This window comes from Paenibacillus anseongensis (genome assembly GCF_009757995.1).
GTDB lineage: Bacteria > Bacillota > Bacilli > Paenibacillales > NBRC-103111 > Paenibacillus_E > Paenibacillus_E chondroitinus.
Window position 1 is genome coordinate 1,316,232 of record NZ_WSEM01000016.1, and the last position, 24,187, is coordinate 1,340,418.

The 24,187-nt window shown below is 47.1% G+C and carries 17 protein-coding genes and 1 pseudogene; 3 read left to right on the forward strand and 15 right to left on the reverse strand.

The genetic code is table 11. The annotated features are described in order from the left end of the window. The first annotated feature begins 37 nt into the window (after positions 1 to 37). Complete coding sequence (locus GON05_RS22390) at positions 38 to 1,681, forward strand: response regulator (RefSeq protein ID WP_157321909.1); 1,644 nt, start codon at positions 38 to 40, stop codon at positions 1,679 to 1,681. Next, complete coding sequence (locus GON05_RS22395; protein WP_157321912.1) at positions 1,682 to 3,475, forward strand: cache domain-containing sensor histidine kinase; 1,794 nt, start codon at positions 1,682 to 1,684, stop codon at positions 3,473 to 3,475. A gap of 70 nt (positions 3,476 to 3,545) precedes the next feature. Here the strand turns inward: GON05_RS22395 and GON05_RS22400 are convergent, their stop codons facing one another. The 12 genes from GON05_RS22400 to GON05_RS22455 form a co-directional block, all read right to left on the reverse strand. Continuing rightward, the gene (locus GON05_RS22400) at positions 3,546 to 4,340 is read right to left on the reverse strand and encodes a sporulation protein (RefSeq protein WP_157321914.1); all 795 of its coding nucleotides are present in this window, start codon (positions 4,338 to 4,340) and stop codon (positions 3,546 to 3,548) included. Between the two features lie 2 nt (positions 4,341 to 4,342). Beyond that, positions 4,343 to 5,101: an AAA family ATPase gene (locus GON05_RS22405; RefSeq protein ID WP_127450076.1), complete on the reverse strand. Its 759-nt coding sequence runs from the start codon at positions 5,099 to 5,101 to the stop codon at positions 4,343 to 4,345. A 23-nt stretch (positions 5,102 to 5,124) separates the two neighbouring features. Next, positions 5,125 to 5,535 (reverse strand): pentapeptide repeat-containing protein, encoded by a 411-nt coding sequence (locus GON05_RS22410; RefSeq protein WP_157322328.1) that lies wholly within the window; start codon positions 5,533 to 5,535, stop codon positions 5,125 to 5,127. Between the two features lie 85 nt (positions 5,536 to 5,620). After that, positions 5,621 to 6,373, reverse strand: a complete 753-nt coding sequence (locus GON05_RS22415) for a carbohydrate-binding family 9-like protein (protein WP_246239285.1) — start codon at positions 6,371 to 6,373, stop codon at positions 5,621 to 5,623. After that, entirely contained in the window at positions 6,276 to 7,478 is a 1,203-nt protein-coding gene (locus GON05_RS22420; RefSeq protein WP_181646175.1) for an enolase C-terminal domain-like protein, read from the reverse strand. The genes GON05_RS22415 and GON05_RS22420 overlap by 98 nt, the downstream gene beginning before the upstream one ends. Positions 7,479 to 7,506: 28 nt before the next feature. Further along, positions 7,507 to 8,280, reverse strand: coding sequence for an SDR family NAD(P)-dependent oxidoreductase (locus GON05_RS22425; RefSeq protein WP_157321920.1), 774 nt, complete (start codon positions 8,278 to 8,280; stop codon positions 7,507 to 7,509). A gap of 26 nt (positions 8,281 to 8,306) precedes the next feature. After that, positions 8,307 to 10,532 carry an AraC family transcriptional regulator gene (locus tag GON05_RS22430; RefSeq protein ID WP_157321922.1) on the reverse strand — a complete coding sequence of 742 codons (2,226 nt, stop codon included), beginning with the start codon at positions 10,530 to 10,532 and terminating at the stop codon, positions 8,307 to 8,309. Between the two features lie 26 nt (positions 10,533 to 10,558). Next, the gene (locus GON05_RS22435) at positions 10,559 to 12,103 is read right to left on the reverse strand and encodes an ABC transporter substrate-binding protein (protein WP_157321924.1); all 1,545 of its coding nucleotides are present in this window, start codon (positions 12,101 to 12,103) and stop codon (positions 10,559 to 10,561) included. A gap of 59 nt (positions 12,104 to 12,162) precedes the next feature. Further along, complete coding sequence (locus GON05_RS22440; protein WP_157321926.1) at positions 12,163 to 13,068, reverse strand: carbohydrate ABC transporter permease; 906 nt, start codon at positions 13,066 to 13,068, stop codon at positions 12,163 to 12,165. 16 nt (positions 13,069 to 13,084) lie between these two features. Then, positions 13,085 to 14,005 (reverse strand): ABC transporter permease, encoded by a 921-nt coding sequence (locus GON05_RS22445; RefSeq protein ID WP_246239286.1) that lies wholly within the window; start codon positions 14,003 to 14,005, stop codon positions 13,085 to 13,087. Between the two features lie 190 nt (positions 14,006 to 14,195). Beyond that, positions 14,196 to 15,119, reverse strand: coding sequence for an EamA family transporter (locus tag GON05_RS22450; protein WP_157321930.1), 924 nt, complete (start codon positions 15,117 to 15,119; stop codon positions 14,196 to 14,198). Beyond that, positions 15,116 to 16,282 (reverse strand): iron-containing alcohol dehydrogenase, encoded by a 1,167-nt coding sequence (locus GON05_RS22455; protein ID WP_157321932.1) that lies wholly within the window; start codon positions 16,280 to 16,282, stop codon positions 15,116 to 15,118. The genes GON05_RS22450 and GON05_RS22455 overlap by 4 nt, the downstream gene beginning before the upstream one ends. Before the next feature lie 138 nt (positions 16,283 to 16,420). On the opposite strand from GON05_RS22455, the gene GON05_RS22460 reads away from it, so the two are divergent. After that, on the forward strand, positions 16,421 to 16,759 hold the full coding sequence (locus tag GON05_RS22460) for a L,D-transpeptidase (protein WP_127450087.1): 339 nt from the start codon (positions 16,421 to 16,423) through the stop codon (positions 16,757 to 16,759). Positions 16,760 to 16,826: 67 nt separating this feature from the next. Here the strand turns inward: GON05_RS22460 and GON05_RS40120 are convergent, their stop codons facing one another. The 3 genes and pseudogenes from GON05_RS40120 to GON05_RS22470 all read right to left on the reverse strand — a co-directional run bounded on the left by GON05_RS40120 (position 16,827) and on the right by GON05_RS22470 (position 23,778). After that, entirely contained in the window at positions 16,827 to 17,279 is a 453-nt protein-coding gene (locus GON05_RS40120; RefSeq protein WP_397369258.1) for a sensor histidine kinase, read from the reverse strand. 54 nt (positions 17,280 to 17,333) lie between these two features. Continuing rightward, positions 17,334 to 22,022, reverse strand: a pseudogene (locus GON05_RS22465) (AAA family ATPase); the annotation flags it as partial. Positions 22,023 to 22,125: 103 nt separating this feature from the next. Then, positions 22,126 to 23,778, reverse strand: coding sequence for a hydroxysqualene dehydroxylase (locus tag GON05_RS22470; protein WP_157321936.1), 1,653 nt, complete (start codon positions 23,776 to 23,778; stop codon positions 22,126 to 22,128). Between the last annotated feature and the right edge of the window lie 409 nt (positions 23,779 to 24,187).

Genomic DNA, 24,187 nt, shown 5'->3' on the forward strand with positions numbered 1-24,187 from the left:
AAAGAACAGAGCAGGCCATAATCTTTCGGGGGATCTTATGTATAAACTACTCATTGTCGAGGATGAGCCACTCATTCGCACAGGCATCAAGCATTATTTTAACTGGCAGGATCTGGAGGTCTCCCATATTGTAGAAGCGGACAACGGGAAAACTGGCCTAACAATGGCCTTGCAAGAGAAACCTCAACTCATCATTACGGATATCCGCATGCCGGAAATGGATGGGCTTGAGATGATCGAGCAATTGCGCCCCCAGCTCCCGGATACGGTGTTTGTCATTTTGACAGGATTCAATGAATTTGCCTATGCACAGCAAGCCATACGGTTGGGCGGCGTTCATGCCTTTTTGCTTAAACCGCTCGAATACGAAGAAAGTCTGAACACGATCCAAAGCTGTCTACAAGAAATTGTAGCTAGGCAGAAGAAGCGGGAAACCCACTTCGAGCTCATCCATGAAAGCAAGCTGTCCAAGGGCAGCGAATGGGTTCAGCTTTTGCTGGAGGAACCTGATCTCGCTGTGGCCCAAGAGGGAAAGCTGCAGCAGCTCTTTGAATTCCAAAGCGACAAGTATGGGTATGCCCCTTTTGTTATCGCGTGGTTGCCAATGAAAACAGCTGCTCCTCTTGCCAAAAATAGTATCAAGCTGTTGGCGCCCACTTGGATCGATGATACGATTTCGTCGCTATATTCAACTGAAACGGCACGTCAAATTATTACCTATATGTATAGATCGAAGATATACGGGCTTGCAATTTTAAATAGCCCCTATGCGGAGGTCGATCATAGGCTTGCTTTTCAACAACTGGAGCGTTTGTTAAAAGAAGCGGGAGAAGCGAGCCAAACTTCTATTTTCATGGCCATCGGTGAACCAACAAACCAGCTGCCTGAATTAGGCCATTTGCTGCAGCAGACGGATAAAGCATTATGGCAGCGTTATTATGAAACCGGCCGGCACGTGTTTCTTGCAGCCGCTAGCGAGACGGCACATGCAAGCAAAACATCCGCCATTCATTTGGATGATCAAGATAAAAAACAGCTCTATGCCTGCTTGGAAAGCGCTAATGCAGAGGAAATCAAAAAACTGCTGCACCGATTTAAGAAGGACAATCTAGCACATATGCCGCAAATGGCGCCTGCACGTTGGCTTGCCTTTTTGCAGGAACTCATCGGCGTTTGCATCCCGTTTGCCAATAAAAACAGCATCCCGTTTGAAAGCGTCTACAGCGACAAGCTGTTAAGCCTTGCCTTCGTAGATGATTTCTCAACATTCGAGGCTCTCTTCGACTGGCTCGGGGATTGGATGGCGCAGCTCGGAACATTATCGCAGGATGGCTCGCTGTCGGACCAGCAGCAGGACGTGCTTATTTTTGAATACATCGCCTCTTTCATTAGGCAGAACATTGCGGAAGATGTGACGCTGCAAATGGTCGCAGACCGCTTTTTCTACAATCCTTCCTACTTAAGCCGCCTGTTCAAAAGAAAATTAGATAAAAATTACATGCGGTTTGTCACGGAAATCCGAATAACCTATGCCCAGGAGCTGTTAAAGAAGCCTGACTTATTAGTAACGGACATCTGTACGATGTGCGGGTACAAAAGCTACAAGCATTTCGTCAAAACCTTTGGCATCATCGCCCAAATGACACCCACCGAATACCGCAAAAAATGGGGTTGGTCCTAAATGTTGAAATGGCGGATGAAGCACGTCAACCAGCAAATTTTTGTGCTGATGATCCTGATTATTACGATCCCTTTATTAATTATTTCCGTTATCATCTACTTATTTTCCATACAAGCCGTCAAAAACGAATACCAAAGCAGCTCCAATCTAATTCTTACGAATTTGTCCTTTAACATTGATCAGTACTTGCAAAGTATCGAAAAAGGCACGCTGAACGCACAAATGGACGGGCAACTGCAAGCAGCGCTGGAACATTGGACCGTAGCCGGCGAGGACAGCGGGAACGATCAGATGATTGTATATGGCAACATTATCGAGCATTTTATCAGCTCTATCGAGATGACGATCAAAAACGTGGACAGCGTTCAAATTTACGCAGGTTCAAGAATGTTTTACTCGATGAATTTCAATCGTTCCGACTACGATGTGAAGGATTTTACGCATGAAGACTGGTATATCCAGACACAGCAAAAAGCAGGTGGAATCGTACTTTTCGGCACGCATCTTCCTTTTCATCGGGTCAACGCCAAAGAATCAGTTATTTCCATCGCCAGAGTCATTAACAAAGTAGGCAGCAAACAGCCTATCGGTGTGATGCTCATTGACATTCGTCTGGATTCTCTAAGGGAAATTTTGAAGCTATCGGAGGATCGGAAGCGGAATTTCATCATTATTGATGATAAAGGCGGCGTGATTTACAATTCCAACCGCAATCAGTCGATAAGCGATTTGTCGGCAACGCTCAAGGAGCAAGCCATACAATCCGTGCTGGGTAACGAAACGGGGAGTTTTTATGCCAATTTCTCAGGCGTTGACTCGTATATTAACTTTGTAACTTCTTCGTATTCCGGTTGGAAAGTCATTCAATATATCTATGAGAAAGAAATGACCAAGCAAGCCGATATTTTGATTAAAATAGTTCTGACCTTAGCCTTCCTCTCCCTGGGCACTGCGCTTCTCTTCATGTTCATCTTGTCCGCGCGTGTGACCAAACCGATCATTCTGCTTAGCAGGCAGGTTAAATTGGTCGGGTTAGGGAAATTCGACGTTGATTTAAGCAGCGACCGTCAGGATGAATTCGGTGTGCTGTACCAAGGCATCCGTAAAATGGTGGAAGATCTGCAAAGCTATATCGAGCGCTCGGCTACGGCGATGGTGCAGCAAAAAATAGCGCAATTCGGCGCGTTAAAAAGCCAAATTAATCCTCATTTTCTCGCTAATGTGCTCGAATCGATCCAGATGAAAGCCGTCATTAACGGACAGCGGGAAATTAGTGAGATGGTCGGCATGATCGGCCGTCTGTTCCGCATTCAGATTCAGACCGGCAAAGAAACCGTATCGCTGCGTGAAGAGCTTGAGCATATACGGTTATATGTGAAAATTCAGCAGCTCCGCTTCGGTGATAAAATCCAGTATTCCGAGAAACTTGCGGAAGAGAGCGCCGAACTGCCGGTCATTCACTTCTCCCTCCAGCCGCTCGTCGAAAATGCGATCGTGCACGGGCTGGAGCGGTTAAGCGGGCCAGGTTTGCTTGAAGTGTCTACGGTCAAATCCGGCAATGATATGCTCATCATGATCAAAGACAATGGTGTAGGCATGGACGAAGAAAAGCTGCAACAGCTGCAATTAAGGCTCGCGCAGCCTTCCAGTGCGTTAGACGAGGCCCATATCGGAATTAAAAATGTTCATGATCGTATCTGCTTCTACTTCGGCGAACAATACGGCCTGACCTTGTACAGCCAAACGGGGCAAGGCACAACGGTGATCATTCGCCTTCCGATGAAACAAGGATAAATGACTATGGGACTGTTTCGAAAGATCACATGATCTTTTGAGACAGTCCCTTTCGTGCATGGCGTGTATGTTACCGATCCAGCAAATCGTCAAAAATGCCCCGGAACTGATCCGCCACGGATTCAGCACCTTCCTCAAGCTCAACTACGCTGAAAAAGAAACGGTGATGGGATTCATCCGTATCCAGCATATCCGATAAAAGGCCGCTAAAACCGCGCGTTCTGCGGTCAAATTCCAGGAGGACTTCGACCCCGTTCTCATCCGGGTAGAAAACAAGCTCCAGCTCATCCACCAAGCTACGGTATTCCCCATTTTGATACGGTACAAATTCGAAATTTTGAATAAAAGGCAGATGATAATTACGCTGCGGATAATATTCGTTCTCTGCTTTATGCAAATGAAAACCGAGTTCCTCCAGCGCTTCAAAAATAACCGACGTGTGCGGGTGAGCCAACACTTCGATAGGATCACGATCGGAAGGATCAACGGCGTTATCCACATCCATACCTGTACGGATCCATATCGGGCTTACACCAATAGAAATAGGCGTCTCATGCGGCAGCACGAAATGAAAAGGAATTTCGACCGATTCTCCAGGTTCAAAAACAAAGCTTTCGCCTAACAGAATATTGGCAATCACAACCGTTTCTCTGTGCATCCGATTTGCATCGTTATTGGCCGGCTTGAGGTATTCCGTCATGATTTGAAAATAAATTCTGTCCACTTTCTGCTCTACACTGCCGCCTTTGGCAACGATGACTCCCTCCACAAGCTCCCCGGGAACGAAAGCCTCCGTATGGAACTGTGTGTCAATTTCAATGTTGCCAATCCCAACTTTAGCCATCATTTTCTTAAAAAAAGACATGATTATTCCTCCGCTTCATCCTCATCAAACAGCGCCCGAAAATACCGCTCCCGATGATTCAAGAAATCTCTCGTTAAATTGAAATGATCCGTATCTTCATACGAGATTGGCTCGATGGCGGTTTCAGTAAACTGCAAAATTTGCGCGCCTGGATACGCCATGATGATCGGGGAATGCGTAGCAATAATAAATTGCGCCTGACCTGATTTCTCCAATTCCCGAATCATGCTGAGGAAAGCCAACTGATTCTGCGGCGAAAGCGCCGACTCAGGCTCATCCAGCAGGTACAAGCCTTTGCGGCCGAACCGGTTCCGGAAAAAGGTCAAAAAGGCTTGACCATGCGATTGCTCATTCAGGGATTTGCCGCCGTATGGCGCGTAAGCTTGAAATCCAATATACGGATCTTTCGCCAGCTCATCAATATAACCGGCAAACGTATCAAAGGTCTCTGCACGGAAAAAGAGTCCGTGGCTGACTTTGGGCAGCCACGATAATCTCATGATATTCGCCAGCGATTCATCATCTTTTTCTTTCTTGATCGTTAAATCCCGGCCTCCGACCACACTAAAGCCGCAGGAGACACCGATCGCCTCCAGCAGCGTTGACTTCCCCGAACCATTATTTCCGATAAAAAAGGTGACATTCGAGCGGAATCTGAGTTCATCGATTTGGCGAATGGGCCTAATGTTAAACGGAAATGCCGCTTGATCCGCTTCGGACAACTCGGACCAATTCAAGGTAATTCGCTGTAAAAATGGCATTCGTGCCTCCTGATGCACATGACTTATTGATTATCTGAATAGTTTTTGAGTAAATCTTCAACAAGAATGCCATTGATTTTCATGCCCCTGAGTTCACAATCAGTAAGCTCGGCATCCGTCAAATCACAGTTGGCTATCTTGGTATTGGCTAGTTTGCATTTCGTAAATGAGGTGTCAACCAGATGAACATGTTCGATCTGAGCGTTGTTGAAGTTGGCATTCTGAATGCTCGTATTCGAAAGGTTGATGTTCGAAAACTTTGTTTTTTGCATATTGATGTCATCTAATACCATACCGCTCATATTCGCATTATGAATCTTTGTGTTGGCAAGATTCACATCGTCAAAAACAAGCTCCTCAGCTCTCACTTTTTCAAACTTTGAACCCGTGATATCCGCCATCTGTAGATTCAATTTCTCCGTTTTCAAATTCAAGCTCATCAACCTCGCCTTTTCAGCAGATTCATATACATGGACATCTAATAGAGTGCTCACATTTAACTTTACACGAAAATAGTTCTCAGGCAAACTGCAAGAAGCCAAATTTCTCCGGCGTATGAAATTGCATCGTCCCTACCGGTGACCAGGCCGAAAATTCATCCGGCTGACCACCTCCCCGGTCAATACGGAAAAAGTTGATTCGCCATATATCACCCACTGAGGGAGTGCCAACCGAAAAATTGCGCAGCGGCAATTCCCAAATGGACACATAACCGCTTTCTGAAACTCTCGTCACTGTTTTCCAATCAATCGCGTGCCACTCTCTAACTACCTGAATCGGTGGACGGTCAAGATCATACTGAATGATGGCGTCAAATTTCACATTCGCCGGAGAGACCTCGAACTCTTTGTACTCCGAAAATTTGCCCGTATCGCAAATAAATACCTCTACGACATCTTCTTCGTAGAGGGAATCATCATGATTTGTCATTGTGGCTATGACGTGATCGTCATCGCAGGTGAACCGGAAATAGATGGCTTCGCGCAGCCGGTTCCAGCATACTTTAACTGCTGTGGACAACCTCGGCTGGCCACCAGTAACGATGTCTCGAAGACGAATGGCAAGCAGCCGATCCCAGACGAGATCGTCCAATGGCGAACATGCAAAGTCTGCATGTTCACAAATATAAAGGGGCAGTTTCTCCTCCACAACGCTCACTCCCTTCATCACTTCCCTACGGCCGAATGGCCGTTCCATCCGGGATTCGAGCCAGTGTCCAAGCCGGCAGCTTGTCATGGCATGGATACAGAGCAGCTTTGCTCTCGTCCACATCGACCCCTAGCCCAGGTTTATCGTTGACGTAAACATAGCCGTTGCGCACCTCCGGAGATCCGGGAAATACTTCTCTCGCCTGCTCGGAATATTCGGTCCACTCCTGTATGCCGAAATTTGGACTGGCCAAATCCAGGTGAATATTCGCTGCTGCCCCTACGGGAGAAAGGTCTCCCGGACCGTGCCACGCCGTCCGCACGCCAAAAGCTTCGCAAAGCGTGGCCAGCTTTCTAGCCGGCGTCAAGCCGCCGATGGCACTGATGTGGCAGCGGATAAAATCAATGAGACGCCGTGAAATAAGAGGCATCCATTCCGCCGGATGGACGAACAGTTCCCCCATCGCAAGCGGTGTGGCACACTGGCTGCGCAGATTTTCGAACCAATCGAGCTGCTCAGGAGGCAGCGCATCTTCGAGGAAGAAAAGCCTGTACGGCTCGAGCTGCTTCGCCAACCGGACAGCCTCGATCGGCACAAGCCGCTCATGGATGTCATGAAGCAGCTCGATTTCGCCGCCCAGCTGCAGGCGCATATGCTCGAAGAGCTGAACCACGCTGCGCGAATAAGCCTGCGGGTCAAAATACACGCCGGGCTGAGCATTCTCCGGCGAATGCAGTTGATGGCCGCGCCCGCCGTAACCGCCCATCTGGCAGCGCAAGTAGCGGTAGCCCTGCTCGATGAAAGCGCGAACATGATGTTCGACTTCCTGCGGATCGCGTCCGTCTGCATGGCGGTAGACCGCCGCCGCTTCGCGGCATTTGCCGCCAAGCAGATCATACACGGGCATATTCGCCAGCTTGCCCTTAATGTCCCACAGCGCCATATCGACGCCGGCGATGGCATTATTCAGTACAGGTCCGTTGCGCCAGTAAGAGCTGACCATGGAGGTTTGCCATATGTCTTCGATACGGCGCGGATCTTTACCCACAAGAAACGGCTTCAAGTATTGCTCCACAGCATTAGCAACAGTCAGATGTCGCTGCGTGAACGTAGCACAGCCGATTCCATACAAGCCTGGTTCCGTCGTTTCTACTTTTACAACAACAAGATTAATACCATCCGGAGCGGTCAAGATTACGCGTACATCGCGAATTTGTAAGTGCGACACTCTCATTCATCTCCCTTAAGTTATTAAGCTAGTGAGGGGTGCCAGGCAGAATAAGTCCGCCGTCCACACGCAGCGTCGTGCCTGTCATGTAAGATGCTTCCGGAGACACCACCCAAGCGACGGCTCGACCGATATCTTTGGGTGTTCCGGAACGATGAAGCGGTACACCCGGATTGACGACATGGAGCGGTTCCATGCTGCCGTCTCTGGTGTCTATCGCTCCCGGCCCGATGCAATTGACGCGGATGCCGTGAGGCGCAAGATCAATAGCAGATGATGCCGTCGCCCTCGCCAACGCAGCTTTCACACCGCCGTAAACAGCATCTTGCGCATAAGCGCGTTCTGCACGAGTTGAGGTAATGTTCACGATATTTCCTTGAATGCCCTGCTTTATCATGTGTTGGCTGATGGCCTGCATAAGAAGAACCGGCGCTCGAAAATTCAGATGAAGAAGCCGGTTCATGTGCAAAATATCAATATGTACGATTGATTTAAAAAGCGTGATCCCTGCATTGTTCACCAGAACATCGATGCGACCCAAAACATGAATCGCTTGCTCTGCAAGCTTACCCGGCTCGTTCTCCTCCTCCAGGTTTCCTTCAAACACCTCACAGGATCGGCCAAATGTATGCCTGATCAGCTCCGAGGTCTCTTTCGCATTCACTTCGTCCTGCCAATGACTGATTACCAGATCGTACCCACGCTCTGCGAGCACGAAGGCAATGCCTCTGCCAATTCCACGGCTGCCGCCTGTGACAAGCGCTGTTTTGCGTATGATGTCTGCACCCGATTGCGATACCATTCGTCATCGCCTCCATGAACGGCACCTCACAAATTACTCGCTGCCGCCCTCATTTTTTGCCTATACTCATTAGGGGTAATGCCGTGAATCTTCTTAAACACTCTTCCGAAGTAGCTCGTGCTAGCAAATCCTGTTTCACTTGAAATTTCAGAAATAAGCCTTTCGCTACCTTCCAGCATTTCAGCAGCTTTCTCTATTCTAACTTCATTAATATAGTCCGTCACCGACTTGGAGGTATGTTTTTTAATCAACCTGCCGAGATAGACTGGGGACATATTTAAAATGTCTGCAATATGATCCAAACACAGATCTTCCTTCCGATACTCAGCGTCAATAATGCCATATATTTTTCGGATTAGCTCCTCATACTTGGCACTTTTCTTCTCCCCGAGCTTCTCTTCAATTTGCTGGAACATCTCCATAAAACGGTCACTAATATCGCTCAATCTTTCCAGTTCCGTCAAGTGAGCAAACATCTCATTAAAGGGGATGCCAAAGCTATAACCCGAAGCCTTCTCCAGTGTATCTACCACCATATTGATGGAGAAAAACAGACGCAGCACCGTTAAATTCAAATCTTTATACGAATACCCTTCCGTCGAATCCAAAATAAACTGGCAGAGCAGTTTAACTTCCTCCATTTTGCCAAGCATAAGAGCATCGGTCAGAAGTTCTTCCTTTTGAATCGGGTACCGGTAGGAACGTTTCATCGCTTCCGATGTCTGATCCGCATCAAGATGAGCTTCCCATCCGGCAAATACGCGGAATCTTGATATTTCCAATGCCTCCGAATAACAACCAGGACACTGAGTCACATCCTCACCCACTCGGCTTACGGCCGAAGTTACGGAGAATTTGAGATATTTTTTGATCTCATGCCGAATTTGAGCAATGTCATGTTCCAGTTCTTCGATCTGAGGTTTATGAAAGAGGAGAATCACATGATCATCACCGGAATCCACGGCTTCGCAAGGGGCATGTCTGGACATGATTTCCAAGGCAATATTCATCATGCCGAATCGCAGCAACCCTCTGTCGTTCCACTCAAATTGGCGGCAAATATCTTTATAACGGTCCATTTTCAAAAGCAGTACTCGCACTTCCTCCTGAAAATTCAGCTTGATCTCATGGCTCTCAAAGCGCTTCTGCAGGACACTCGGAGGAAACGATCCGCCTTCAATCACCCATTGCTTCAAAAATTCTTGTTTCGCCTTATAGGAATTTTCTCTGATTGCTTGATCCTGAACCCCCAGCTTTTTCAACATTTCAGCGAACGGACGATTCAATCTGCGGGATGTCAAATACGCAAGCGAGAGCCCAAGCCCAATCAGTATGAAGCAAATCAGCAGCGTTCTGCTTCTCATTTTGTCGACTTCCTTGAGAGCAACCTCATAAGGGGTGTATCGGACAAATTTCCAATTAAGCGCATCGGAAGAAGCATAGGTCACTAAGGATTTAACGCCATCCACATCTCCGGTAAAATGGCCCGATTTCTCCCCCGCATGCAAAATATCCTGCACGAATGCCTGATGCGACAAGTCGCTGAGCATTTGCTCCTTATAGATGCTGCTTACCAGCACACCATCCGAATCAAGGATGATGATGCCGCCGCTTTGGCTTTTATCCATGGTGGCTATCGCCTTTTTCATCCATGTGTCTGAAATATTCAGAATGATGGCGCTGCCCCTCCCTGAACCGGAAGTTTCGTAATAAATAAAAGAGTACACATTATAGTCCATGTTACCGACGGTTGACGCATTTTTAATCGTTCGTGTAATCGGTTTCAAATTCATGTCACTCTTATAATCTTTCATGATTTCAACGATGCCTTGATCGCCGAAATAGGCACTCTTTTGCAGTCCGATGGTCGAAGTGTAATATAAATCAAGCTTGCCGTTATAGAGATACACGGAATGCAGAAAAGGCATAGACCCGATTAAATTAATCCGGTCTGTAATCGTTTTCGTTTCCACAGGGTCCGTCTCCGACTGATAAAACACTTTGGGCATATCCCGATCGAGCAAAATCTGTGCAATGGCCATTTTTGCATTTTCCAGCATGGCATCGGCTGATGAACTTATTTGGGATAAGGATTCCTCGGAATACGAAAAAATCTTCTTTTGTTCAATATGGACGAAATTGACGTACAACATATAGGTCACGGCAAGCACGATCACAGCAGTTAGCGTCGAAGAATAAAGGAACAAGCTGGAGAAATAACGGCTTTCCGACTTGCGATTAGGCAGTTTCATTCGTTCTCCCTCTTGTTCCCTGATTTTTACTTCTTGTTAGCGGTTTTCCACTGTGCATATTGCTTATTCATTTCTTCGAGGACCTTCTCGATTCCTGCCGCTTTGAGCTTCTCTTTAAACTTCGGAATCGTCGAGTCTGGGTCAACAGAGCCCGTTTCCAGAATCGGACGGAACTCACTTTCAACATTCTTAATGGCGGCAACTTCTGTTTTTAACGCAGAACTGTCGAAGTTGAAACCAAGATCCGGCATAATTTCGGATTCACTGTTGAACTTTTTGAACTGCTCCCAAATATCATCCGGTTCGCCGGGCATTAAATACGTAAGGAATTGATTCCCGTATGCCCAGGTCTCGTTCGGATTGTAGCCGGACTTTTTCCCATTTTCCGTTCCCGGCGCATATTCAATCCTATTGTCGGCTGTCTTGACAATGTGCTTGCCTTCGATCCCACGGCCCACGAGATTGATCAACTGCTTGTCGGTGTACATCATATTGTAGAACATCAACACGCGATCCGGATCTTTGGAGTTTGTCGGAATGCCCATCATGGAACCTACCAAATCATTCGTCGTTGTAATCGGCTTGCCGAAGTTATGGTAAATAAACGACGCTCCATAAGCGTTGGATACCTGTACATCGACATACGGCTTCAATTGTCCGAAAATAAAAGCAGACTTGGCGCGATCGCCGTTCGTCGCCTTCATGACGGCCGCATCCTTCGGAATATAGCCGGCTTGGTAAAATTTATTCAACGTTTTAAGCGTTTTCAAATACTCCGGTTCGTCCAGCTCTAAAGTGTAGCCGCTCGCGTCTTTTTTCAGCACTATCGATTGTACTGGCGAAACGTTCCATAGATTTCGATTAACGAAATTCGGTATGCGGCTTGCACCTGCTGCCAGGAGGGGGATGGCGCCAGCCTCATTTTCTTTAATCGTTTTGAGCGCAGGCTCCAGCTCTTCCAGCGAGTTGATTGTGCTAATATCAATCTTATATTTCTCCATCATGGTCTTGTTAGCAAGAAAACCGAGCCAGGAGCCCTTCTCTTTATTAGCCGCCATCGTGTAGGTGCGCCCTTTAATTGCACTTGCTTGCAGGAATCCGTCAGAGAGCAGCTTTTTGGCGTCAGGAGCCAACGTATCTAATTTATCCGTGATATCGACTAGCCCGCCTTTACCGACAAGCGTATTGTAATTCATATTCCCATTAGACGTGAACATGAGATCAACCTTCTCGCCTGTGGCAAGCAGCGCAGTCATTTTGGCATCATAATCGGCAAATGGGATAATATGCATTTTAACCGTCGCATTGATCTTGGGTTGCGTGATTTTGTTGATTTCCGCTTCCACCAGCTCGCCGTCCGGCTGCGGTCCAGGTCCAATGATATACCAATCAATCTGATACGGTGCAAGCGCTTTCGCAGGTGCGGTCGTACTCGTGCTCGAAGTGCTCGGAGCGTTCGCATTACTCTTTTCGCCTGTCGGCTTACTGCCATTCGTACATCCCGCTGCTAACATGGACAACAGCACAATCGCGGTTACCGAGAACTGCCTCACTTTTATCCCCTTTAACATGCTCAAAAACCTCCCTGAGTCATTTATATGCTATCCAGTTCCCTGGGATTAGCCTTAGATTAGCCTTTTACTGCCCCAATGGTCAAACCCTGAACGAAATATTTTTGGAAAAAGGGGTATGCCAGCACAATTGGACCGATGCCAATGACGGCAAGTGCCATTCGCAGCGTTAAGGAAGGCGGCGCGATCCCTACCGTAGCGCCATAATTTTGTGCGTTGGCTGAGGACAGGAAGTCCGACATGCTCTGCGCTTTGTACATGAGATACTGCATATTCATGATTTTGTCGTCGTGAATGAGCATAAGCGGGAGCCACCAATCGTTCCAATAGACGATAGCGCTGAACAAACCTACTGTGGCAAGCCCCGGCAGTGAGAGCCTCAAGATGATGGAAAAGAAAATGCGGTACTCGCCGGCCCCATCGATTTTGGCTGATTCCACAATGGCGTCAGGAATCGTTGTTGCAAAATACGTTCGCAAAATCATCACGTACCAACCATTAAATAAATAGGGCACGATTAACGCCCAGATATTATTTTTCAAATGAAGAATTTGCGTCGTAACCAAATACCAGGAGACCATGCCACCATGGAATAATAAAGTAAATACCACCAAAAAAGCGAACAACTTCCGATAGGCAAAATCTTTCCGCGAAAGCGGGTAGGCAAACATTGCGGTGATGAGCAAGCTTAGTATCGTCCCAACCACCGTAACGAAAAGCGTGACTCCATACGCATGAAGGATCACATTCCCTTGCTGCCACAAATACCGGTAAGCTTCAAGCGAGATATAATCCGGTATAAAACGATACCCGTTTGCAGCTACACTCTTTTCATCTGTGATGGAAACAACGGCCACAAGGAAAAGCGGTATGATGCAGGTTAGACTCATCAGTATAAATACGAGATGAAAAGCAACGTTGACGGACTTCGGAATGGCGTTGATGTTGCTTGCTGACGACTTCATTCGTTTCTTCCCCTTTCTAGAAAATTGCTTTTTCCTTGTCGATTCTGCGGACAACCCAATTGGACAATACGACAAGCACGAATCCGACGAACGCTTGGAAGGTGCTGGCTGCCGCGGACATTCCGATGTCCCCGCTGTTCATCAAGGCACGATACACATAGGTGTCAATCACATTCGTGACCTCAAAAAGTGCCCCGGAATTAAGAGGAACTTGGTAAAAAAGACCAAAGTCCGCAAAAAACATGCGACCAATCCCCAGCAGTACCATAAGCGTGATCACCGTTGAAATGGATGGAATCGTAATATGGCGGATTTGCTGCCATTTGGAAGCTCCGTCGAGAGATGCCGCTTCATAGTAATCCGGATCGATACCCGTGATGGCGGCGAGGTAAACGATCGCGTTATAACCTGCGTACTTCCACAGGTTCGCGAAGACAAGAATGTAAGGCCAGTACGCCTGCTGACTGTACCATTCCACAGGTTTTGTACCTAGCAGCTCAACAATAATGCTGTTCATGATGCCTTTATCTGCGCTGAGAAATCCAAAAAATAAGTAGCTGACAGCAATCCACGATAAAAAATAAGGAAGTAAAATGAACGTCTGATACATTTTTGCCGCCCGGCGATTCCTCAGTTCATTAAGAGCAATTGCGAGAAATACACTCACCGCCGTCCCAAGCGCAATAAACACCAGATTATACAAAATGGTATTGCGGGTGATAATGAACGCATCCGGTGTTTGGATAAAAAACTCGAAGTTTTTCAACCCGACCCACGGGCTGTTCTCGAAATTTTTTAGAAAGCTGCCACCCGAATAGCTGAAATCTTTGAACGCAATCAAGATGCCCCCGATCGGCAAGTAATGGAAAGCGACCAATAAAATGAGTCCGGGCAATGTCATAACAAGCAATGCGGGGTTGCTGCTTCGTTTCTTCATTTTCATTCCTCCTGACTACTCAAAGCGTAGCATCCGCAGCTCCCGGGGGTAAATCGTAAATAACGTAACAAGATCGCACTTTTCCTACGATTGCCCATGTAAAAAATCATACATTTTAGAAAAAATCATACTTTGACGCATAACAAAAAGGTGAACCCCCTCATCATCACGATGCAGAGTTCACCTGATTCTAGTTTACACCCATTTGACTCCGCCGCTTTCGCAGCTTCATCAATTCTGGCAAAGCAATACCAACCATTGTAATAATAACACCGATCCATTGTATGCTATGGACGGTTTCATGAAGCACGACAAAGGACATGATGACGGCGGTCGGTAATTCAGCCGCGCTCATAATTGTCGCGATGCCGCCGCCGATCCGCGGAACGCCAATCGCGAAAAACAACGGCGGTATGACGACGCCGAAGAATGCAAGCAGCAGCGCCCAAGGCAGAAGTTCTTCATGTAAAGAGCCGTTAAACAGAAAATGCGGCGGATACACCAGCATAACCAGGATTAACGATCCTGACTGCATGATCGCACTGCGAGTAATTGGCGCAACCTCGTTTGAAACTTTGCCGCTAAACATAATGAATAAGGCATAAGTTAGCGCAGAGAGAAGCCCCAGACTGATGCCAATCCATGACGGCGCTTCTTGCCCGCCACCCAAATATCCGCTTGCCATAATAATTCCGACAAACAGGATGATGAGCGCAAATATTTTATCTTTCCCAGGCCGTTTCCGCTCTGTTATCGCCTCAAGTAAAATACCGATCCAGGTAAATTGAAACAAAAGAATAATGGCAAAGGAAGCCGAGATATACTGCAAAGCTGCGTAATAAAAAATGCCCGTTAAGCCTGAGGTTGTTCCGACGGCCATAAGCGACAAGGCTTGGCGCGGCGCCACTTTATACTTCTTAGTTTCGGCGCTGCCGCCTCGATTGGATTTAGCAGTAACAAGAACCAGGGTCCAAATCATCAGCACGCCGAACAAATTTTGGCTGCCAACGACTTCCCCCACATGGAAGCCCGACTCATACGCTTTTTTGACAAATGTGGATAACAATCCGAAGCTGCATGCGCCAGCCAGCACGAATAAATAATATTTCATCATAGTGATTTCGTCAGAATATCTCTGACCGTATCACGCGTCATGATTTTGTAACTTCCCACTTGCTCCTTCATGAAGGACTTATGAATTAATTCCTCAAGTCTGGCATCACTAATGTCATAGTCCGCTAAACAGTTCGGAGCGCCCAGGGAATTCCAGAATTGACGCAGCGCTTCAATGCCTTCATACGCAATCTCGTGATCGGTTTTGCCTGTGGGATCAACACCAAACACAGCCAGCGCCAGCTTGGTCATCCGTGAAGGATCATCTTCAGCACAATGTCTCATCCAGTTCGGATAAATGATGGCGAGACCTCCGCCGTGCGGAATATCATACACTGCGGACAAGCCGTGCTCGATCTGGTGAGATGCCCAATCTCCGCCATCGGTTCCGCTTGATAATAACCCGTTAAAAGCAGTAGTTCCCGCATACATGATCGTTGCGCGATGCTCATAACTGTGCAGGTTCTCAAGCAATTTAGGCGCAGCTTCGATGATCGTCAAGAGAACCGATTCCATGAAACGATCCATCATTGGCGTATTTTCGGTAAGATGGAAATACTGTTCAAGCACATGAGACATCATATCCACAATGCCGTATACCGTTTGGTCCAAAGGCACTGAATACGTAAACTCCGGGTCCAGAATGGAGAAAGCCGGATAGGCCAATGGGCTGCTCCAGCCGCGCTTCTCGTTTTTGTCCCAGTGAGTAATGACTGAAATGTTGTTCATCTCGGAACCCGTAGCCGCCAGCGTTAGCACCGTTCCGAACGGCAGTGCTTTAGCAGGGACAGCCTTGCGTGTAATAATATCCCAAACATCTCCCTCATAATAAACGCCAACTGAAATCGCCTTGGCACAGTCAATCACACTGCCCCCGCCTACCGCTAGAATCAGCTCAATACCGTGCTCCCGACATTGCTCGATCCCTTTCTTCACTGTCGTAAGCCGTGGGTTCGGCTCAACGCCTGACATTTCATACACGTCCGCTTGCATATGGTCAAGCTGCTGTTTAACAGCCTCGTAAACGCCATTTTTCTTAATGCTTCCGCCGCCAAATATGAGCAGAACCTTCTTGCCATGAGTGCCTAATTCGTGTGCCAGCTGCTCAATTTGCCCTTTGCCGAACCATAATTTCGTTGGATTAAATTGTAAAAAAGATTGCATGATTGTAGCTCCCTTGGATGACTGATATCTGATAACTAACTAAAGCAGTATACCACAAGTCCGATTTAATTTCGAAAAAGGTTTGGCGCCCTGTTCCTTTCTCATGCACCTACATAAGATAGACCGAGGTGAATATCCATGCCTAATTACCGCATTATTATAGACTTGTCCGATTTCCAATTATATTTGCTTGATGTTAATCGCGTTGTGCGCGGTTTCCCCGTAGGGATCGGCAAAATGGTCACCCGAACACCCGTAGGCGAATATACGATTATCAATAAGCAGCCAGATCCCGGCGGACCCTTTGGCGTTTTCTGGATGGGGCTGAGCAGGCCGCATTACGGTATTCATGGCACCAACGACCCCTCCTCCATTGGCAAACGTACCTCTCACGGATGTATCCGAATGTACAACGAAGACGTGCTTGAGCTGGCCGCGCTCGTGCCCATTCATACCCGTGTGACGATACGACCCTAAGAGGCTGTCCCGGCAGTCATCAGAATGACCAAGGGACAGCCTCTTAATTTTTGGAACATTAGCCACATTAAATTCGGTGTACCGGTAAAGAGAACGAGATACTGCAGCCTTTGCCTAGACGGCTCTCCGCCCAGATCTGTCCGCCATGATATTGGACAATTTCTTTGGCAATCGCAAGGCCAAGCCCGCTTCCGCCAGATGTGCTGCGTGATTTGGAAACCTTATAGAACCGTTCAAAAATGTGCGGCAGATCCTCTTCGCTGATCCCCACGCCTGTGTCGGTCACCCGAATCACAAGCTGGCGCGGATCACCTTTGATGTCCACATGCACATGAATGAAGCCGCCTTTGGCGGAAAACTTAATGGCATTGTAAATAATATTGGCATACACCTGCTCGATCCGATCCGTATCAACGGTTAACAGCATCTCTTCATCTTCCGACTTCGCCATATCGAGCGTGTAGGTGATACCTGCATTAGCGCAGTCCAGCTCATATTTGGCAAAAAGCTGGCGCACCATGGTCTGACAGGAAGTAGGCGCTAGCTGGAAATGGAACTGCTTGGTTTCCAAGCGGCTCAGCTGGTAAAGATCAGTAATCAATCGTTGGATACCGACAATGCGCATATGCACAACCGAAAGGTACTTTCTTTGTTCTTCGGGCTCCTGAATCACCCCGTCCAGAATCGCCTCGACGTAGCCTTGAATGGACGTCAGCGGCGTACCCAAATCGTGAGAAATATTCGAAAGCAAATCGCGTCGCGAAGTCTCCATCAGGATCAATTCATTCGTACGCTCTTTTACTTTGGACTCCAAGTCGTTATACAGTCTGGCATTTTCAATGGAAATCGCCGCCTGTGCGGACAGCAGCTTGATAATATCAAGGCGGTCCGACGTAAACGCATTGCGAATCAAATTATTTTCCAGATAAAAGACGCCGACGAGATTGCCCTGATGCAGAATCGGTTCACAGAAAATCGATTTGCCCTCAGCGGCGCGAATGTAAGGATCATGCGTGAAGATTCCTTTATTCGCAGCATCATCGAGCACGACGCCTTCCTTGGTCCGGGCAACGAAATGAATCACAGCGGCCGGAAGATCTTCCCGTGTTTCCAGAGCAACCGAGCTCACCGTGCAGGAATCTTTGCCTTCCGTCGCTAGCATTTCCGCCTCGACATACAGGCTTTCTTTTTCCTTCAGAACAAGGATGCTTCGCTCTGCGCCTGATGAATAAGTAACGATTTCCATCAACCGTTTAATGAGCTGCTCCAAATTGACTTCACTGGATAAGGACCTTGATGTATTCATAATCGTCATAAAATCCAACGCCTGCAGCGAATAGTCGCTGATATTCGTCGTACTCCAGTCCTGCTGCTCCTTCAGCGAGGTCAGATAATTCGGATAACGCAGCTTCAACTCATCGGCTTTCGCTTTAGCTCCCCAGCTTAAATAGCCATAATAAGCATCAATGAAGTAGGTCTTAGCGATTTTCTCGCGGCCGGCATCTTTGTAGAGCCTCCCCGCCAACTCGCAGGCGATCGCTTCATGCTGGATGAAGCCCTGCTCCCTTGCTTGCCGGATGGACAGCTCATAGTCCTGCTCGGCTTTCTGGAAATTCCCCGTGACACGGCTCCACTCGGCACGCATCAAGGAGCTGAGATGCAGGAAGTTTTCCGGACAGTGGGCCGCCCACTTGTCCATTTTGCGCAGCATTTTACTTATTTGCTTGGCGTAAAGCTTTTGCTCAAAGATGGTTGCATCTTTATACACAGCGGCAATGGATAAAACATAATAGAAATAGTTCTCGGGAATGTGGAACAATCCGAAAGAGACAGACTGCATCGGTTCTGCTTCTTTGCCGGTCTTTAGAGCAGCGTCGTATTGACCGAACAAAAAATACAGCATCATTTTTTTAACCTTATACTCATGTAAAATGACTTGATTCGGGTGGATAATCAGCTTTTGGACAAACCGCTCCTCTGCTGCTTCGTCCGTACCGACGATCAGGGGATTCCCGGCTTTTCCTTCCAGATTCTGAATCACCATGCGCAGCATTTCTAACATAAGCAAAGTGTCATGATGGTTGGTTTGCTCCAGGATACGATAGTGCTTATTCAGATCTTCTTGCACTTCCGGAAGCGCCACGCCTTGAAAATCCTTAGCCAACACCTGGTAGGTCAGTGCGTAACCTGCGAAAACCAGATCTCCGTCTTCAATTCCGCTTTTGAACGATTCATTCAAATGCTCCAAGCTAACTTGCAGCGGTTTGACCCACGGTGTAACAAACAACCCGAAGGAAAAGTGGCTTTTACTGCGGTATTCATGGGATTGGAAACGGGCATTTAATCTTTCGCCAAGCTGACCGTACTGGTAGCCTAACTGATAATCACCGAAACCTGAGCCAAGGATTAATCCATAGGAACCGTATACGTAGGCCATTACCGGTGTATTGCCGTATTTTAGTGCGTGTTTGGTCATGATGAACATGAAAAGTACGAATAAGTTCGTATTAACAAAATAAGCCGAAACCGCAATACTCATCATCAAACTCATCAATTTGTAACGGTATTCATCCTCCATGATAGGCAGATCATACAGCTGCAGCGTATTTTTGCGCCCAATCTTTGCTTTGAGGTTGAGATAAGCCAGAAAAATATTCGCACTCGTCGGTTCGCTCGGAATCCGAATCCCTTGTTCCGCCAAGGCTTTTAAGCCAACCTCGACACTTTTACGCTGCTTTCCGACGTTCGTGTACAAAATAACCTGTAAGTTATACACTTCCAGCTTCAACTCATTCGTTCGGGCATCCAGGAGCAGCTGCTCGTAGGAAGTTTCCGCTTCATCCGCTTGTCCGTTCAAATACAGGACTTCGGACTTTTCCAGTCGAATCGAGAAGCTGAGATCCTCCAGCTCCTTATTTTCTACCAGATTCAATAGCGTCAGAGCTTTGTTGTAATATTGCAGCGCAGAGCGATAGGCATTCGAAGATTTGGCTTTACGGCCAGCTCGCAAGTTAAACTCAAGCAGATTGACAAGCTCCTGGCGTTCTTTCAACAACTCGGAACCTAAGTTCATATGGTTGATGATATCGAATAACCGCTGCTCAATTTGTGCTTCAGGCAAAAACTCCAGCAGCTTGCGCGCAATATGCAAATGCGTTTCAGCCAGATCGGCTTGTTCGATCGAACCGTATACAGCTTCCTGAATGGAATCATGCACGAACATAAAGCGAATGTCTTGAGCGGCGGAATTGCCTTGCGAATCCGTATAAAATTTATAATCCGTACCCACAGGGATGATCAAGCCCGTCTGAATAGAAACCTCCAGTTCCTGTAAAACTTCCTCAAACGACGTCATCGCAATGATGCCAAGCGCCTCTAGATCAAAGGTTGCACCTAAACAGGCTGCCTGACGCAATAAATATTGCGTTCTGGACGGCATGCGAAGCAATTTTTCCTCCAAAAGGAACATGAGATTGTCTGTAATTCGCAACTTTTGAATTTCATTCATATCCCAAATCCACCGATTGGCTTCGTAACTGTAGGTAAGCAGATTTTGCTCGTATAAGGCCGTTAGGAATTGTTTGACGAAGAAGGGATTGCCTCCCGTTTTCTGCAGGATCAACTGTGCCAATTCAGCTACTTGATGGTTTTCCGTCTTTAATGACTCCGCAACCAGCTGCTTGACATCACCGATTTCCAGAGCTTTCAGCACAATGCGTTCCGCAACAAGCCGTTCCGGCAGCTTATCGAGCAGTTGAACATGTGTGGAGGATAACCAATTGGTATCATGTTCACTTCGGTAGGCCCCAATAAATAGGAAATGCCTCATCTGTGAATCGTTTAAAAGCAGATCGATAAACTGCAAGGAGGCCGCATCCGCCCATTGCAAGTCATCAAGGAACAAGACGATAGGCCTGTCTTTCGAGCAAAAGATAAGCAAAAATTGCTGTAATAAGAAATGCAACCGGTTTTGCGTTTCTTGCGGCGGGAGCTGCTTTGCATTAGGTTGTTCGCCGATCAGCAGATCCAGCTCAGGAATGAGATCGGTTAATACTTTACCGCTCGTTCCCAGCACTTTGAGCAGCTGTCCTCGGTACTCTTCGATTTGTTGGTCCTTCTCCGTCAAAAGCTGACGGACCAGCTGCCGAAGCGCTCTCGATAGCGCGTGGTAGGAGACATGTTGTTTGCCGGGTTCAAAACGCCCGGCCAAGAACCAGCTATTGTCCTTCATCACCGTCTTCATCGTCTCCGCGATGAGGAACGATTTGCCGTAACCGGACTCCCCCGTCACCCACACGGCTTCTACAGAACCATGAATAGCGCGCGAATAGACATGCAGCAGCTTTTCAATTTCCTGGGAACGCCCGTATAACCCTTGCGGGATTTGAAACATATCGGTCATATCGTAGAGACCAATGGTGAAGTCTTGGATTTCGTCCGGCGCATTGACCATCATCAGACAATGCTCAAGGTCCTGAATGATCCCGTAAGCACTTTGATAACGGTCTTCGGCGTTTTTCGCCAAGAGTTTCATGACAATCTCGGCAAGCGGCTTCGGAATGTCCATCCTGATGTTGTCAGGAGAAATCGGCGTCACGGCAAAGTGACAATGAATAAGCTCCACTGGATCTTCTGTTTGAAAAGGAAGGCGGCCCGTGAGCATTTCGTAAAAAGTAACCCCTAGCGAATAATAGTCCGAGCGATAATCGATAATCCGATTCATGCGGCCTGTTTGTTCGGGGGACATATAACTCAGTGTTCCTTCAAGCTGATGTGGCTCTAACATTTCCTGACGCTCTCTGGTAAAGGAGGAGATGCTGAAATCCGCCAGTTTCATAATCTTTTTATCAGGATTAGTAATGATGTTGCTTGGCTTAATATCTTTGTGTATCACATATCGCTGATGAATATTCCCGACGATTTTGACCAACTGAATCGCAGCCGTTAAGAAAGCCTGAAGTGACTGGCGAAACAATGGAAAGTAAGCGGATAAGGTGTCGCCGTCAAAGTCCTCCAAAACAAGCGCGATGCTGTTCTGATATTTAGGCAGCCCCAGCGGTTTCACAATGCCGGTGATGTCGAGCATTTTGCCAATTTCGTATTCTCGCTTCAGTCGTGCTACATCCGCAGAAACCGGAAAATCCGACCGAAGGGTTTTGATAATGACTTTTTCCATAGTCGGCTTATGGATGGCTCGGAACAGCACGGTCCGGTCGCCCTGATAAATCTGTCTGATCAATTCATATTCCGGCAAAATTAACATAAAATCCTCCTAGTAAAACTTGCTGCCAGGTACTTTCACAGACAAACGCCCCTTAACAATCAAGGAGCGTGTTGGCCTGGAATGATATGTGATCTGCTATGTATTACCAACCTAAAATCTTGCCGTCCCAAGGAAGTCCCTTCTCAAAACGGTGCTTATCATGGATATGATACGGCTTCAATATGTCGAGGTGCCCCAGCTCAAAGGTGTACATTTCCCATATCTTACATGGCTTTTCCTTCGAACCGTCTCGTTCAAGAATTGCATTCACCGCACGGCGCGCCGCTTCATTGGCGCCTTCCATCGTGGCAAGGTTCGTATTCGTACGAACGTAGTCTGCCGCCAGGAATAAATTCGGAATAGCCGTATAAGCTTCTGGACGGTAATCCCAAGTTCCTACGCGGTTAATCAGCAGCGGCTCCATATTTGTGCAGGCGTGATCAGGGTTATCAAATTGGATATCGGTATCCAGGAACCAGGAATGCAGAACTTCGTCCTCCAAAATGACGGCGCCGTCCACATTCAAGCTTTTCTTCATCTGTTCCCAGACTTCCTCTTTGATTTCTTCAGCGGTACAATGTGTAGCTGGCTTACCATATAAAATTCCTGGTGTATCCCAATCGGAAATATCAACGGACAGTATGCCTTTAACCGTACCATCGCCATACTCGCTCAGATGAACATCTGGCCAGAATTGTTTCTGCGAAACGGATGTGAGCGACCAAGGTGCATCCAAGTAAATGACATGGCCGTGCGTAATTGTAACATCCTCTTTCAAATAATACTGGATCCCGTTCATCCACGCCACAGAATCAACCAACTTTTGAACGCCGGCAAGTTTTGGATCTGCTTCTAGCATAGCGCCAGTGATGAATTTCCCCATCACCTCTACCGGGAATGCAGCGATGTAGTAATCCGCTTCAACGTCAAACGTTTGTCCGTTCTCCGTCACCTTCGCGCTGCGAATGACTCCTTCAACACACTCTATGCTCTCTACTTTTGCAGCCAAGTGATAGTCAACGCCTTTTTCTGTTAAAAAGGATAACCACGGGTTCACCCATTTGTCATTCGTGGGACCGTTCAGAAGTCGGACAAAACTCGTTCCTGGCGTTGTAATGTCCAGTGTCATCTGAGTAGCTACTGGACCTACGGTTTGCGTGTTGGCAATCTTGGACTGGCAGGCCACAAGAGTTTTGGTGAAACCTGCAAATATTTTCTGGAAAGCAGGGGATTGCTGCTCGGCCTCGATGAATGTCCACCAATCGATCAGGTTATATTCCTCGCGGATACGCTCCTCGCAGGAGGTCATAACTTGCCATAACTTACGTCCATACTGCTCCATGTCGTCCATCGTCAAACCCAGATTATTATCGAAAAGATCTCGGATAACAACAAGGAAGTTATCAAGGCTGAACTCAATCTTTGCGAGCAATGGGAGCAAAGGTGCCGTGAAAGTCGCAATATCGAGTCTCGTCACTTCCATTAAATTATCATACACGGTTCCATTTTCATAGGGAATATGTTGTAAAGTATCAATCACATGTCTGTAAAAACGTGGAAACAATCGGAAGCCATGTTCGCCTGGGAGATCTCTTCTCCCGTCAGTTCCGCTTCCTACATAAGGCATGCTTCTTGCTTTCCCGCCGGGTATAGTCTTAAATTCATAGACCGATACCTCATAACCTCTTGTGATTAATTCATGCGCTGCGCTCATTCCAGCGACGCCGCCACCCAAAATTGCGACTTTTTTCACCATAATTCCCCCTCGATTTGGATCATATTGTAAAATTATCTGTAAACTATCATACCATCTAGGCAATTCGAATCATAGACTTTTAGTTCAATAGAAACAGAAAAAAACTGAAAAACGTTACCGTTTTTCAGCAAAATTGGGTCTTGTTATTATTTTCGCATGTATTGTAGCCTAGATAAGCTATGAAATATAAAATTCTCGTTTAATTTGCTAAAGCCTTGTTCCAAAACCAGGCAAAAAGGTGTACAGTAAAGTCTATGAAGGAATTAGCTTCACCTCTGGATCTTAACTCGACTTTACTCCTATTTTCACCCCGCCTATTCCGAACGATCATCATAATCTTTAACTAAAAAATTCGCTTTTCTATTGTTATTGCAACAAACAAGATACCAAAATTCCTATATCTCACCGA